Source organism: Bradyrhizobium ivorense (genome assembly GCF_900696085.1).
Classification (GTDB): Bacteria; Pseudomonadota; Alphaproteobacteria; order Rhizobiales; family Xanthobacteraceae; genus Bradyrhizobium; species Bradyrhizobium ivorense.
Genome location: NZ_CAADFC020000011.1, coordinates 244,450 through 257,907 on the forward strand (window position 1 = coordinate 244,450; position 13,458 = coordinate 257,907).

The 13,458-nt window shown below is 58.7% G+C and carries 14 protein-coding genes; 3 read left to right on the forward strand and 11 right to left on the reverse strand.

The genetic code is table 11. The features are described from left to right. Positions 1-105: 105 nt before the first annotated feature. Positions 106-630: a hypothetical protein gene (locus CI41S_RS15980; protein WP_139486131.1), complete on the forward strand. Its 525-nt coding sequence runs from the start codon at positions 106-108 to the stop codon at positions 628-630. A gap of 146 nt (positions 631-776) precedes the next feature. Further along, positions 777-1,364 carry a hypothetical protein gene (locus tag CI41S_RS15985; protein WP_139486132.1) on the forward strand — a complete coding sequence of 196 codons (588 nt, stop codon included), beginning with the start codon at positions 777-779 and terminating at the stop codon, positions 1,362-1,364. A 693-nt stretch (positions 1,365-2,057) separates the two neighbouring features. Here the strand turns inward: CI41S_RS15985 and CI41S_RS15990 are convergent. From CI41S_RS15990 to CI41S_RS16040, 11 genes are all read right to left on the reverse strand, one after another. Beyond that, positions 2,058-2,588: a hypothetical protein gene (locus CI41S_RS15990; protein ID WP_139860279.1), complete on the reverse strand. Its 531-nt coding sequence runs from the start codon at positions 2,586-2,588 to the stop codon at positions 2,058-2,060. 48 nt (positions 2,589-2,636) lie between these two features. After that, positions 2,637-3,239, reverse strand: a complete 603-nt coding sequence (locus CI41S_RS15995; RefSeq protein ID WP_139860282.1) for a hypothetical protein — start codon at positions 3,237-3,239, stop codon at positions 2,637-2,639. A gap of 310 nt (positions 3,240-3,549) precedes the next feature. Continuing rightward, the gene (gene sctE / locus CI41S_RS16000; RefSeq protein ID WP_139486135.1) at positions 3,550-4,680 is read right to left on the reverse strand and encodes a type III secretion system translocon subunit SseC family protein; all 1,131 of its coding nucleotides are present in this window, start codon (positions 4,678-4,680) and stop codon (positions 3,550-3,552) included. Then, entirely contained in the window at positions 4,670-5,200 is a 531-nt protein-coding gene (locus CI41S_RS16005; protein ID WP_139486136.1) for a SycD/LcrH family type III secretion system chaperone, read from the reverse strand. The genes sctE and CI41S_RS16005 overlap by 11 nt, the downstream gene beginning before the upstream one ends. 1,006 nt (positions 5,201-6,206) lie before the next feature. Further along, a complete protein-coding gene (locus CI41S_RS16010) occupies positions 6,207-7,271 on the reverse strand; it encodes an EscU/YscU/HrcU family type III secretion system export apparatus switch protein (RefSeq protein WP_139486137.1) in 1,065 nt (354 codons plus the stop codon). Positions 7,272-7,277: 6 nt separating this feature from the next. After that, on the reverse strand, positions 7,278-8,066 hold the full coding sequence (gene sctT / locus CI41S_RS16015) for a type III secretion system export apparatus subunit SctT (protein ID WP_139860284.1): 789 nt from the start codon (positions 8,064-8,066) through the stop codon (positions 7,278-7,280). 5 nt (positions 8,067-8,071) lie between these two features. Beyond that, a complete protein-coding gene (sctS, locus tag CI41S_RS16020; protein WP_211434478.1) occupies positions 8,072-8,302 on the reverse strand; it encodes a type III secretion system export apparatus subunit SctS in 231 nt (76 codons plus the stop codon). A gap of 26 nt (positions 8,303-8,328) precedes the next feature. Beyond that, positions 8,329-8,991 carry a type III secretion system export apparatus subunit SctR gene (sctR, locus tag CI41S_RS16025; RefSeq protein ID WP_139860286.1) on the reverse strand — a complete coding sequence of 221 codons (663 nt, stop codon included), beginning with the start codon at positions 8,989-8,991 and terminating at the stop codon, positions 8,329-8,331. After that, positions 8,988-9,974, reverse strand: a complete 987-nt coding sequence (locus CI41S_RS16030) for a FliM/FliN family flagellar motor switch protein (protein ID WP_139860288.1) — start codon at positions 9,972-9,974, stop codon at positions 8,988-8,990. The genes sctR and CI41S_RS16030 overlap by 4 nt, the downstream gene beginning before the upstream one ends. Next, a complete protein-coding gene (locus tag CI41S_RS16035; protein WP_139860290.1) occupies positions 9,971-10,627 on the reverse strand; it encodes a hypothetical protein in 657 nt (218 codons plus the stop codon). The genes CI41S_RS16030 and CI41S_RS16035 overlap by 4 nt, the downstream gene beginning before the upstream one ends. A gap of 383 nt (positions 10,628-11,010) precedes the next feature. Beyond that, entirely contained in the window at positions 11,011-11,784 is a 774-nt protein-coding gene (locus CI41S_RS16040; RefSeq protein ID WP_139860292.1) for a hypothetical protein, read from the reverse strand. Between the two features lie 273 nt (positions 11,785-12,057). On the opposite strand from CI41S_RS16040, the gene CI41S_RS16045 reads away from it, so the two are divergent. Beyond that, complete coding sequence (locus CI41S_RS16045; RefSeq protein ID WP_139860294.1) at positions 12,058-13,446, forward strand: GSU2403 family nucleotidyltransferase fold protein; 1,389 nt, start codon at positions 12,058-12,060, stop codon at positions 13,444-13,446. Positions 13,447-13,458 lie beyond the last annotated feature (12 nt).

Sequence of the window (13,458 nt, forward strand, 5' to 3'; positions counted from 1 at the left end):
CTTGGAACTCGTGCAACAAAACCGGGCGCCATCATGCGCCGCTAGCAACCTGAGCGTTTGCTTTCGGCATTGAGCGCGCTGCGAAAGTAGCGTGAGCCTGATCAATTGCAGCACGCCTTTCTCTCCAAAGAGGATGCAAGCCTGATCGACGGCGCCGTCCAGGCAGCTGCTGCGCGTCGAACGTGGATACCCAAGACCACCGAGAGATATTACCAGGCTTTTCACAGGCTGGCGAAATCTCTCAAAGCCCGCGGACAGACAATTGCAGCGCTGGATCACCATGCGCTTCTTGCACATGCCAAGACAGCACACGAGGGCGACAAGCAGATAAGCTTCGCGCTTGAAGTGCTTCTCGAGCATCGTGACCCCGCTATCCTGGAAAGGCGCAACCCGGCCGATCATCCTCCCTCCACGAAAGACAAGAGTCTCATCGAGGCCGCGGCAGCCGCCAGCAAACGCCCCAAGAAAGCCGTCGAAGCTTCCGTCAAGAATCTCCTCAGGTTTGCAGGGGCCCTCGCCGGCTGTGGCCAGGAGATTGATCAGCTGGACCACATCGAACTCCTCGAGCTTGCAAAAACAGCTGTTTCCCAGCAATCAGAGCCTCATCCGCGGGCTCGGCATGATCCGTGAATACCGCAAAGCCGAGCGCACTTCCCGGGGGAAGTAGCTGCGCTGGCGAATGATGATCTGGCCTTCTCGCCGATCTTGAGTGTCGACCCGGAGGACTTCGGCGGCTCCTGGACGACGAACCGATATTCTCGCAGACGATCGACAATTTGGCGGAGCGTCAGGACGGTACCGTTGATCAGCTGCCAACCGAAAGTCTCGATACCGCAGAGCTTATAGCGACGCTCGCTTCTTCCGTCCGCGCGCCAGAAGACGAAGTCAATCAGCCCGATCCGGCTGGTCGCCGGCTGTCGGACGCGGTCGATCCTGGGGAACTCTGGCCGGGCGCGGAGCAGGCTGGCTTATCGCCCACTGGGAGTCTGGATACGGCGAAGCTCCCGGAGATGATCGCTTCGGGCGGCCATTCGCCGACGGACAGCGTCAATCGACCCGGAGCGACCGTTCCCTCGCTGCACCAAGACGTCGATCCCGACAGCATTTGGCTGGAGGCCGAGCAAGCCGGGCGGCTGCCGACCCAAAGCCCGGATACTGCGGAGCTTCTGCAGATGTTCGCTTTCGCTGGCCATTCGCCAGCGGACAGCGTCAATCAACCAAGTTCGACGCCATCATGGGTCATGAAAATTCAACGGCCGGTGCGGCATTTCAGGCGGCGCAATCGCAACCTGCGATGCCAGCACTCGAGTTGTATCTTCCGCAAGGATGGAACCATGGCGAGCAGTGGGCGAGCGAGGACCTAAAGGAAGGAGTGAGGCTGCATGGTGTGCTCCCGCACGAATTACGGCCGGAGACAAGATTGACCATCCGCGGACTGGACTACATAGCCAGCATTGCACCGCCAGGTCTGGAGCACGAGGTGTTTCTTCGCAGAGCCTGACAAGGCATTCGCAGTTAGAGCGAATATGCATGGCGCCTTTCTTAAGACTGCACGTCCGCCTCTTTCCGAGAGGCGGCTCGCTGGCGCGTGTATACTGGCGAATATCACGGGCAGCATGTGGGCACGGCCCCGCTCCCAGGTCGTCAGCCCAGCGCAACGCAACGACCCAATCGGGAGCCCCCGCCATACCTGAAGCGGTAGATCGAGCCCAATGCTTTTGAGATCGCCTCGCATAGACAAGAATTTCAACCTTGAGATCCTGAAGAACGACAAGGCGACTGACAGACCGCAGCGACGCTGATCCTGCTGCTGATCAGCATCTCTGATCCCGGTACTTTTCGAAAGACTGCCAGCGTTTCCTGTTGCCGAGGGCAACGGGCCCCGATCATTCCTTCCACGGATGGACCAAAGACGAGCTCCCTCGATCCATCACAAGCCCAGAACAGGCCGCTATGGGCCTATCAAACTAATTGATTGACCGCATCCTGCTGACCCGTCCTGTGGCGTTTTGTATTGCAACAGCGATTACCTGCCCGCAGCAGTCAATACTGGCCCATCATCGAATATTGCCAATGACAGCCTCCTTGGCCTTTTCGTCTTTCGACAGGACGTTAGATGTCAATTCAGTGACCTGATTGAGCTTATCCAGAAGCCCTTGCAACGAAATCACTGCCATTTGCCCTTCGCTGTTGGCGCTATCAATCGCCGCTTTAACATTGTTGATCGCAGCGTCAAACTCCGCCTGTATGCCATACACGTCGTGATTGTTAGTCTCGATGGCGATGCCATTCGCCTGTATGAACTCATAAACGCTTCGGGTCTTGCCTTGCGAATCGACAAAGGTGCCGTACGCTCTGACAGTCTTATCGTCATTTGGCCTTTCGGCCCGCAGGGTGGCCAATGCGCTATTCATGTCTTTCAAAAGATCGTTGCGCGCCTGCATGCTGGCAAAATCAGCCCGGAGCTCCTTCTCGTAGATGCCGTGTCGCTCCATCATGAGCAGCATCATGGTTGAATACAGCGACTGCCCATCCGTGATGGCATAGTCCGCACTGTAAGACGGCACGCTTGCAGTTCCATTGATCATTTTCTAGCTTCCTTCCGGAACATCGTTTGTTCAAACGATGGGTTGCACTCAGGCCATGTTGACGAGTTTGCTCCTCGTCTCGCTATCTGCGCTACGCATCTCCGCAAGCTTGCTCAGCATGTCCTGAATCTGCGTCTGATAGTAATCGATGAATTGTCTTTCGTCCTCCGCATGCGCCTTCGCCTTGGTGCTATCCGCGTCATGCTTCGCTTTTTCTTCCTGACATTGAGTGGACGCCATGTTCAAGCCGGCCCCGGCGATCTTGGACGTTTCCGTTGTCATGGCGGCCATGCCCCCCCATTTCATGGTCTCCTGTTGGGCTGCGGTTTGCGCGTGAGCCATGCGCGTAACATCTAAATGGCTCATGCTGTCAGAACTGTGGGCTTCAAGGCCAGACGAGGCCTTGGGTGCATTGCTGTCGAACCGCAATTGACTCTGGCGAGCACCCTTGAGGTTCATGCCGGCGCCGGCGATAGCGCCACTCGATGCGACGATTGAGCCAATCAACTGGTAGAGCCCTGAGCTTCGAATCGACTTGGCGGCCGCGTCCTGCGCAGCGATATCGGCGCCAACCGCAGCCCACATGTCCTCTCTGGCAGCTTTGCGAAGCTCGGAATTGAGACGAACAATGAGCGCCGCGATCGCCGACATGCTGTTTCCCGTCGCAAGGTCCTCGAGCTTGGGCGCAATACCTGAAAGCGTCCGTTGACTAACACGCTCAGGACACTCCGCGTTTCCAAGCGGTGCAGAACTTGGCGCGCCGTGAGTACTATGGACAAACGACTGAGTAGTGGTCGGCTCTGGTGCGCGGGTGCCACGCAGGGAGACGGAGGGCGAACTCGGCGAAAGCTGACGATGCGCGGCATTGTCCAATGGATCAACGCCGGCGACATTTACACGCTCGATAGCACCTAGCATGAATACGTTCCCTACGCTCGCAAGAGACGGCTGTTAGAAGTGATTAGGCGAAGGCACGGATGAGAGACGCATCGCTGGCACTGCGGCTCTCGATAGCCTCGGCAATCCTCTGCGTGGTCGCCTTTTGGTCGAGGACGAGCTGCTTGATGAAGTCCATCTCGTTGTTTTGAAGCTGTTTCATCCAATTAATTCGCTTCCTTATGTCCAACGCGTCCGCCTGAGCGTCAGCGGCCTCCTTCTGCTGAACCCCATTCGCTATGCCGGCAGCGGCCTCGCCGAACGAAGCAGTTGCCTCGCCAACGCGGGCGGCGGTCGAAACCTTCTGGCTGATCTGAGCAATCCTGGCAGCGTTCGAGGTTGTATCTGCGATCGTGGAAGCGGCTTGGTTCATGGCCCTTGAGAGGACGGTTGCCAACGCGCCCGGTTGCTTTGCGAGGGAGGCAAGTCCACGGAGAGCCGACGCGCCGGCCTCACCAAGGCGGCTCCACATAGCGGCCGCGCGGGCTCCATTCGCAGCCCCCCCCATAAGCCCGGCGCCCGCCGTCAGCACGGTAACGGACAATATGATGCCCATCGTGATGCCGATAGCCACTTTGTTCGCCTGAGCGGCATCCATGCCGTTTTTCATGAGACTTTTGGCAATCGCTTGGGTCATCTTGTCGACGACACCCGTTTCGTTGAGCACCGCAACGCCAACTGTCACTGCTGCGGCAACTGTCGCAAGAGTGCCACCAGTGACCACGGCGGCCGCGACCGAGAGTCCGACCGCGAGCCATCCGAGGAACTTCCTTATGTGCGCGCTCTTTTTCGCTTTCGCCATGGCGTTAGCGGCTTCGATGATCTTGTTGCCGATCTTCTCGTGCTGCTGCCGTAGCAGTTCGCCTTCATGTCGAACATCCGCCATTCCGCTCGCAATTAGCCGATCAGCCATTTTGATCCTCACTGCCAGCAGACTGTTAGCAAGTTCGATCGGGTCGAGCCCGCGCGGCAACGCCAGGCTCGGAATCGAACCCGATGCGACGATTTTGCGGGAGACTGCTGGCGGCAAATTGCCAATTGCTGTCGTATCGAGCGCGCCTGAACGAGAAATCAAGGAGCGACCGGGTACAAGCAGCGTCCCTGCTTCGTACTGCGCTTCACTGTTCCAACCGGTTACGTTCAAGCTATGCACCATTTGAGTTCCTTTCCGTTTTCAGACGGTCGAGCATCCGCTGCGCGCGCCAGGCGAACGTGTTGAGCTCGGGATTTCCGGCGCTGAGCGTTAGGACATCGCCGAGCGCGACTATGGCTGCTGCCGGGCGCCCGAGCTTGACCAAACATTCTGCGGCGCGAAGCGGTATCTGCGGGTCCTCGCTGTTCAGCAGCGCAGCCAACCTGTAAGCCTGCACCGCCCCCTCTGTATCCTCAAGCATCTGACTGGCGGCAGCCAGGCTGAGCCAGGATCGCGCGTCGGTGTGTCGATGCAAGCATAGGAAGCGAAAAAAGCTCAGCGCGTGCTCATATTTACCGCAGCAGTAATAGCGGTAACCCAGCGCATATAGCGCCTCAAGCTCTTCGTCTGTAATGCCAACGACATCGCCCAACGTCGCGCGGCCCGCCATGAGGTCGAGCGCGAGATGCGACGAGGCTCCGCCGTCAATCGCATCGGCTGCCTCAGGATCGCTCAATAGGTCTTGCTCGACCCCGCTTGCCATATCACACCCTTCGTCCGAACCATGAAAGATTCAAAGTCGTTTCGGGTGAAGGCAAACCATCGCTTGGGGCCGCCTGCTCGCATAAAGAAGATGCGTCAGAGCCCCCGACGCAATCGCCGCTGGCAGGAGGGGACTCCGGGCCGGCAACCCCGGCGTCCGATAGTTGAGCCAGCCACTCAAGTTGAGCGCCCGCCCTCCTTAGAAGGCAGTCCATTTGCTCGATCGTTTGTCGGGACCTTTGTATCGTTTCATCTAGATCCACGTTCGCTTCCTCACCAACACCGCGCCGATCCAACCCAGGTCCGACCTACACCCGACGGCCGCTCGCAAGTGCAAGCCACTCGAGCACGTCGACCGCCAGATCGGCGGCTCGACGCCGGCGCTGAGACAAACAGCGTCTTGCACAAGATGCCCGTTATCCCGACTGAACGACGCCGAGAACCACCTTCCGCATCCAGGAGCATTGGACAGCCCTGCTCTCTTGGTACGCGAGAGTCCGCGGCGTGCAAACTATTGAGTCATTATGAGTGCATCGGCACGAATGATAGGGCCGCTTCGTATCGGCGCAAGCGCGGCTATCGTTCAGGTTGACGGCCAATACGATTATTTTGAACTTTCCCTGAAAGCTGATGAAGGCGGGAGCTCGCAACAGCGACATATCGCGGATGCGAAACGCGTGGCATCCTCCGGACACCTCTTGTTCGATCCGCCACAACCTGCGCCGACCTTGTATTACTCACATCCTAGGGGGCGCCCAATAGCGATCCGAAATCATGTCTTGCAACTTGGCCGGACCTTCTCGCCAAACGACGAGGTTTCCTGGCGGCATGATCCAAGTATGCGGGCAAGCAGCCGCCGGGCATTGTCGATCTGCAAAAGGGAGTGAATGTTGCCGAACAATTCACGACCAAATACTCGGCTCTGATGAGGATGGCGTCGAGGCTGGCCCCAAGGGGTCTATTTCATTCGCGCCATGGTGACTATTCCGAAGCTCGCAACTGATGAATCAGAGCGGACTACCACCAGCCTCGGTCGCAAGATCCCCGAGCGCTCGCAACACCTCTGCGATAGGTTCAATCAAGTGTGACGGGATGTATTCATCGACCAGTCCGTCTTCCAGGAGCGCACGCGCCAGCGGAACATTTCGCATCACGGGCACGCCGGCGGCGGTGGCGGCCGCGATCATTTGCTGTGCGACCAGATCGGTACCGATAGCGTCAATCACGGGTAGCGGAGTCTGTTGCCCATCGTAATAAAGCGCCACTGCAATATGCGTGGGATTGGAGATCAACGCGGTCGCACTGCGCGCCAGGGCGACAGGATTCTTGGTCATTAATTGCGAACGAAGTTGTTTGCGGCGCCTTTTGATCAGGGGATCGCCTTCGTTTTCCTTGTATTCTCGCTTCACTTCCGCCAGCGACATCATATTTTTCTTCTCGAACTGCCACCGCTGGAATGCGAAGTCCGCAATTGCCACGACAAGATGAATCGACCCCGCCCAGACTGCGACATGGAATAAGAGGTTACCCGTCAGCAAAGCCAGGCAGGATATTCCGCAGCTCGGAATCCATACAAGCGAACTTACTGCTGCGCGAACCACAAATAGAAGAACAAGACCGAGCAACAGCACCTTCATGACTGATCGGCTCAGCTCGAAGAGGCTCTGCGACGAGAATATCCTGCTGATGTTCTCACTTGGGTTCAGCTTCATGAGCGATGGCGCCGCTGCTGAGGGCGAGAAGAGCACTCCGATCTGCAACATGTGGGCGCCGACACCGCCGATCAGGACGACGCCGAGAAACGGCATTGTCAGGCTCTGTATCTCACGGCCGTACGATCCGAAGAGTTGCAGCGCGACAACGACAAAGTTCTCATTTTTCAAATACGCGACAGGTAACAGGAGCGCGGCCTCAAGTCGGTCCACCAGGCGAGGCAAAGAGGCGACGAACAAGGCGAAGAACCCAATGGTCAGCACCGCCGAGACAACCTCCCTGCTCTGAGCGACCTGTCCTTTCTTGCGCAGCTCGCGCAGCCTCTGCGGGGTCGGTTTTTCGCTCTTACCAGCTGGCATGAATACTCACATGGCGATGCGGCGAACAAGTGCGACAGGCGATGGCCCGTGATCGCCAGCATGAGTCAAAACTGTCGCGAGCGACAGGATCAGCAGCAGCAAACCAACCACGCTTTTGACCGGCATAGCGACATAGAAGACCTGCAATTGTGGCGCGAACCGACCAATCAGTGCCAGACCCAACTCGCTTAAGAACATGGCGAGGATGGCTGGGCCGGCGAGGAGCAATGTCAACAGCATGACGAGGTCCGCGAGGCTCAGAACCGCCCCGACGAACGCCGGACCAATTGTCGGACGAAAGGTCCACACAGGCCAGATTTCATGCGAGCGATAGAGTGCCTCCAGGAGCTTGGAGAAGCCTCCCGTGACGAACAACCATGTGAGATAAAGCTCACCCAGGAATGTCCCAAGCGGCGAGGTTTGATTGCCGCTTGCCGGATCGAGCAGACTGGCCATCGATGCCCCCCTTTGGTTGTCAATGAACGTGCCGCACGCCTCCACGCCCCACATGACGGCAGCAACTGGCAAGCCGAGTACAAGACCGAGCAGAAGTTCCTTCAGTCCGAGGCCCAGGATCAGCATCAGGCTGGCAAAGTCGAGGTCCTCAGGCCTTGTTGTCCAGGCGCGTCCTATTACAGGGAACGACAATGCGACGATCACGCTGTTGCGTGCCATTCCTGTCACCAGGTTGCGCGCGAGGACTGGGACGACCAGCATCATGCCCGATATGCGCGCGACCGCGAGCACAAGAACAACGAGGGCGGTACGCATCTCATCCGGATCAAATGACAACATGACGCCTATACTGCACCGATCTTGTCGAAGATTCGCGTGGTGTATCGGCCGAGCTCCTCAAACCAGCTCGCGGTGGCGACCAGCACAAGATTTACGCTGATCAGCTTCACGGCGAAGGAAAGTGTCTGCTCTTGAATCTGAGTCATGGCCTGGATCAGACTGATGATCAGTCCCACTATCGTAGCGACGAGGACTGCCGGCAAGGACAGCACAACCGACAGTGTAAGCGCTTCAATGGCGACGTTGACGAGCGTGGCGGAATTCAAGACGCCGGCCCTGCATAGGACAAGACGAGGCCGTGGATGAGGCGCTGCCACCCGTTCACGGCAACGAACAAGAACAGCTTGAATGGCAGGGATATCGTCATGGGCGAAACCATCATCATGCCCATCGCCAGAAGAATGTTGGAGATAACGAGATCGATAACGATGAAGGGCAGGAACAGCAAGCACCCGACCTTGAATGCCTCCTCCAGTTCGGATGTGATGAAAGCCGGGATCAAGATCAAAAACGCGTTGTCGACGACGTCAGCCGAGTCGTCCTTGCTCCACAATTTTTGCGTGGCATTGACGAAGAAATGACGTGTTGTCCTGGACGTGTTTTTGATGAGGAAGTCACGAACTGGCTCGGCACCTATGGCTATCGTGTCGACCAATTCTCCGAACGTTTGGTACGCGATTGGCCTGTCACGCAGAGCCTGATACGCGCTCTTCGCCACTGGCTGCATGATGTAGGCCGAAAGTAAGATGGCGATCGCGTTCAAGGCCATGTTCGGTGGGATATTCTGAACGCCGAGTGCGTTGCGCAGCAGCCCAAAGACAACGACGAGCTTTACGTAGGAAGTTACCGTAATCGCAACGAAGGGGAGGACCGCGATGGCTCCCATCAGGACGACAAGCGTCGCCGGATCGGGCAACTTATTCATCGCTCAGCCCGCGGCAAGCGCAAATCCAGCAGGCGCACCCCGGTCCGCTCAGCAATGCGCACCAGCTCACCCGTTGCCACGACTTGGCCATTGACGCGCAGAGAAACGTTAGTGGTTGCATCAAAGCCAAGATCGATGACCTGGCCCACAGCGAGCTCACGAAGCTGTCCGAGCGGCATGGTCAAACGTCCGACATCCACATCGACGGTCAGATTAAGGCTGTCGAGGTTTTCAGGCGGGAGGAACTCCGGCTTATCCATCAAACGATCCACTACTGATTGGATAGAGAGGCGGCAATCCCGGATCGAGGCACGAAACCAGGGACTGTTGGAGAGGTGCGCGACAACGCTCATCGCGCCATCCTTGCCCACCGATCGGTCGTCGAGCAGGATGACGTCACCTTGCGCAAGTCGTTGCAGTTCCGCCACGGCAAGGCTGATGGAAGCGATGCGCACATCCAGAAGAAGCGGAAGCTCATCGAGCGCTGCGGCTACGACCGGCAGGTCGGAGCAACAGTCGGCGCCCCACTGCAGCCCCTCACCATCGAGTTCCACCAAACCGATCAGATCGTTCGGTTGCTCCAGCCGAACGATCTTGAACGCGTAGGGACGCGGCGCCGCCACGTCGGAGCAGGACCAGGTCGGCCGCTCACCGCACCATCGCTCCACCTCGATCGCCAGATCCTGCAGAACGATATCAAACAATATCTCACCCAGGCCGTGGCCCGGAGGCAATGTGGTGATCTCCGGCCATCGTTCGACGGCCAGCTGCGGAAGGAGCATTGCCCCCAATGCGAGGCGGATTTTGTGGCCGCACACACTCATGACCACGGTGCAACTTGGCACCGGGATGGGTCGATGCGCTGACTCGGACATGACCGCCTGCAGTTCGATGCCGGCGAGACTGAAAGCAAACGGAAGACGGTTCGCAATTCGCGATATTGCGACAGCATCACGTGCCTCATAGCTGGGAAGATCGATCACGAGCTCTTCTCAGCGCTGTAACGAAATGTCGCCTCCGAACCGGAAGAGCGCCAATGACAGTCCTCTTCCCACCAGCCCCGGCCAACGACTACAATCATGACGCGCATGCCGAGCCGATCAGACAAGTGGCGCGCAAACGCTTGGCCTCGCGATTGCAAGATGGACCTAAGGTGGTCGGAGACGATGGAGAGAGATAGCGTATCGTCGCGGCAGCTGACGGACACAGATGCGCTTCCGAACACCACACGATTCAACGTGATGTACGCCGTCGCGTTCCCCGTGCGGCCCGGCAATATCAAAATGCGCTCAATGATCGCCTCCGCCAGCTCAGCGAGCTCCGCGGAACGTGAAAGCCTTCCATCAACTCCCGGATCCGGGGCATAATACAGCATGACGAGTCCGTGCGAGACGACGGGCACACAGGAGGGCGCAACGCTCCCCATCGCCACCGGATCATGCTGATCGTTGCCGAGCTTCGTGCAGCCGGGACCGTCCGCGGGCGACTCGCAGTCATCCAGAGCGGCCTCTTCGAGCCGTCGCCGAAAGCGCTCGTAATCCGCATTAGGCACAGGCTTGCGGGCCGCGAACGGGTGCGGGGGCGAGCGGTCACGTGGCGCGATTGCTGACATCGAAGCGCTGTCACGGACCTTCATCAAGGCAGCTCCATCGCAGCTTCTCCAGACATCGAACGCGCCGCAGCGACAGGCACGCTGAAATGCCACGCAGGCAGCTCATTCCGCGCATTGCAGCACCGCGGCTCATCGCGCCAGTCACCAATCACGACGTCGTACCCCCGAAAGACAAGAGGAGGGTACGCGCGCCCAGCACAAGGCACGGCCTTCCATCCCTTTGATCTGCTTAGGGCCGCTCAGAAGCAAATACATTTTCGATATTGGTCCAGCTGATCGCGCTATGGCGTAGCCCAACGATCGGGCCGGCCCGATCCATATGGTTGTTGAACGGCCGCCTGATCTCCTCCATGAACGGGGGCGGATTCTCAAGGACTTGGCACCGCTTAAGATTCCCGTCAGCTTGGTCAGCCCACCCCGGGAAAGGCGCCTAGTCGATCCCGCAAGGCCTGCCGATCTGCGCCGATGTTGCTAAGGCGCAGCTGCTCTGGCTGCTCTCCTTCCGCCAAACGTCTAACCAGCGCCCGCGTCGCGTCGAGCACGAAGACGCCACAATCATAGCCGTTCTGCTGCTGGGCCATGTCAGCTATCGTGAGGCGGGCATCCAGCCGTGCTGCAAGCTCTTCTGCGGCGGCCCGGTTCCTGTTCCCGTCTGAGTCGTAGTGATAGGCCAGTATCCGTCCGGGCGCGGCGATCGACGAGCAGCAGGGACCAATGGGAGCCCTCCTCGCCAGCTTCGCCATCGTTAACCGGCAGCAACAAATAATTCGCCTCGTTACCATTGTGGTCCCGGACGATCCCCCGAGCGTTTCTTCGACGTCGTTCCTGTTCCTCGCCAAGCGCAACAGTTGAACAGGCGCGGGCGGCACGATCCGGATCTGCGCTACCAGACCAGGGTTCGCCCTGTGCAATTCCTGTTCCAGCAACGCATAATCCGCCGTTATATGCTCGTCGCCCAGCCATTCCTCGGCGCCGAGCACGAGCCTGCGTCCCTGGAGCGAGGCCGTGGAATCCGAGGCTTGCCTGCGAGCATCCGGAGCTTTGGTCGAAGGCGGCCGTAAAGCCTCATCATGCAGCGCGTCCGATGTGGACGGCAAATCAAGCGGAGCCTCAAGGCTGACGTGGATGCCTGACGATTGAACCCTCGCTGATGATGAGGCGGCGGCCTGTACCTGCTCCACGATGATTCGTGATGGTGATCCAACGCCTCAAGAAAAGGTGAGCTACCGGTTCAAGCTGGACGACTCTTGATGCTGACGGGAGCGCAGCGAAACCGGCCTGAAACACAGGGGTCGGAACCGGCCAAGCACCGCAACGGACTCATCGATTCGACGCGGAACCACGGTTAACCGTCCCTATACTCATTCTGCAAAGTGAGTATTAAGTCGCTGGACAGCGGGTTCCACGCCTCTTATACTCACTCCGCTGACTGAGTATAATTCTGGAAAACGACCATGCCGGCCCCTTCCCTGGTTTCCCAGACGACCTATGCCGAGCTCCTCGAGCGCACCGCCAACGCGGCCTTCCAGGAAACATTCGCGGAAAACGGCGCCTTCACCTCCAAGACTGTCAATCAGCGCAAGTACTGGTACTTTCAGACCGGCACTGGCCCCGAGCGGTCCCAACGTTATGTCGGGCCCGAGACGCCCGAACTTCTGGAAAAGATCGAGCGACACAAGGAAATTCGCGAAGACGAACGCGAGCGTCGGACGCTTGTCTCCACCCTTGTCCGCTCGCTCGGCCTGCCTCGTCCCGCCGCCGAGATCGGCGAGATCATTGCAGCTCTGGCTCGCGCCGGCGTCTTCCGTCTTCGCGGCGTCCTCGTCGGAACTATCGCCTATCAGACTTACGCCGCGATGCTTGGCCTCCGCCTGCCGTCCGCCAGCACGATCACCATGGACATCGACATCGCCCAGTTCACCAACGTTTCGATCGCCATTGGTGACCGCACTGCTCCGATGCTCGAGGTCCTCAAGGAGGTCAACAAGAGCTTTCGCCCGGTCTCCAATGTCGTCGACGGTCGTCGCGCGACAAGCTATTCGGCGACGGGCGGTTTACGGGTCGATTTTCTAACACCCGATGACCACGCGGAAATGGGGCGCCCACAAAAGCTGCCGGCGCTTCAAACGGACGCCCAGCCATTGCATTTTCTCGATTTCCTGATCCGCGATCCCGAGCCTGCAGTCGTCCTGCATGGCGCCGGCATTTATGTGCATGTGCCCGCGCCCGCCCGCTACGCCGTCCACAAGCTGATCATTTCACGTCGACGCCCCGAGGGATTTGCAAAGCGCGACAAGGACCTGCATCAGGCCGAGGTGCTTCTTGCAGCACTTGCCGAGAAGCGCCCCCATGATCTGAAGTCCGCCTGGGAGGAAGCCTACGAGCGCGGCCCCAAATGGCGCCAGCTGATGATCGAGGGACTGGGCTTGCTTGAGCCTTTGGCTCGAGATGTCGTGCTCGATAACATCGGCGCGCCCCGCTCGATCGTTCCCGGCATCGACTTGTCCTTCGACAATCCTCCCGCTCGCTACGATTTTAGCCGCGACATCGTGACCTTTGTCGGTAAGGCCCTTGGCAGTTCAGTCAATTGCGCGATCAGCCGCGAGGCCATGGATGATCATTTCGGCAGCGACGGACTTGGACAAGAGGGCCGGCTCGAAGCTTTCCTCAAGAACAGGTCGAGGATTGAGGCGATCGCACGCGCCAAATACCTGTCCGCTCCGGTCGAGGAACCAGGTTCGCTCTTGATCAGGACATCCGACGTTGGTCATTTCTCGCAACACGTTTTGGCGAACAAGCCCCGAGAATCCGGAAAACGCCCAGCATCTCCTAAGCGGCAATAAATGATCGTTCGT

What these genes read in the sequence shown, in the direction of transcription:
- CI41S_RS15990 (WP_139860279.1), bottom strand. Translation starts at nt 2,588, where the DNA reads ATGATCAATGGAACTGCAAGCGTGCCGTCTTACAGTGCGGACTATGCC.
- CI41S_RS15995 (WP_139860282.1), bottom strand. Translation starts at nt 3,239, where the DNA reads ATGTCGGCGATCGCGGCGCTCATTGTTCGTCTCAATTCCGAGCTTCGC.
- sctE (WP_139486135.1), bottom strand. Translation starts at nt 4,680, where the DNA reads ATGGTGCATAGCTTGAACGTAACCGGTTGGAACAGTGAAGCGCAGTAC.
- CI41S_RS16005 (WP_139486136.1), bottom strand. Translation starts at nt 5,200, where the DNA reads ATGGCAAGCGGGGTCGAGCAAGACCTATTGAGCGATCCTGAGGCAGCC.
- CI41S_RS16010 (WP_139486137.1), bottom strand. Translation starts at nt 7,271, where the DNA reads ATGCCAGCTGGTAAGAGCGAAAAACCGACCCCGCAGAGGCTGCGCGAG.
- sctT (WP_139860284.1), bottom strand. Translation starts at nt 8,066, where the DNA reads ATGTTGTCATTTGATCCGGATGAGATGCGTACCGCCCTCGTTGTTCTT.
- sctR (WP_139860286.1), bottom strand. Translation starts at nt 8,991, where the DNA reads ATGAATAAGTTGCCCGATCCGGCGACGCTTGTCGTCCTGATGGGAGCC.
- CI41S_RS16035 (WP_139860290.1), bottom strand. Translation starts at nt 10,627, where the DNA reads ATGAAGGTCCGTGACAGCGCTTCGATGTCAGCAATCGCGCCACGTGAC.
- CI41S_RS16045 (WP_139860294.1), top strand. Translation starts at nt 12,058, where the DNA reads ATGCCGGCCCCTTCCCTGGTTTCCCAGACGACCTATGCCGAGCTCCTC.